This is a genomic window from Aeromonas sp. LsrichE-8G, from assembly GCF_022869435.1.
In the GTDB taxonomy this organism is placed as follows: Bacteria; Pseudomonadota; Gammaproteobacteria; order Enterobacterales; family Aeromonadaceae; genus Aeromonas; species Aeromonas caviae.
Window position 1 is genome coordinate 1 of record NZ_JALIHH010000305.1, and the last position, 293, is coordinate 293.

1 protein-coding gene is annotated in these 293 nt (G+C 45.4%); it reads right to left on the reverse strand.

The features are described 5' to 3' along the window. Positions 1-183: transposase (locus MUW49_RS21685; protein ID WP_244813237.1), on the reverse strand; the 183-nt coding region annotated here is incomplete at its 3' end. Between the last annotated feature and the right edge of the window lie 110 nt (positions 184-293).

Below are 293 nucleotides of genomic sequence, written 5' to 3' on the forward strand. Positions count from 1 at the left end.
AGCCTCTCCGTCACACTCTTTCAGTTCCGCACCAAAATCTCTGCAAACCTCTGCCGCACACTGACTGAAGGAAGCGTGATGCAGATCCCCCAATATCGGCTTTCGATACTTGGTGATAAACACCAAATGTACGTGCAAAGCGTAGGTCGCATGGCGTGATTTATTAATTTTAGTGAATTGCATTCTGTCACTCAATCGGGCTTAATAGATATGGCAATAATGCTACACACTGAGCGCTAAATGCAAATTCTGAAAGCCTACAAATTCCGACTCGAACCGACCGAACAACAAGC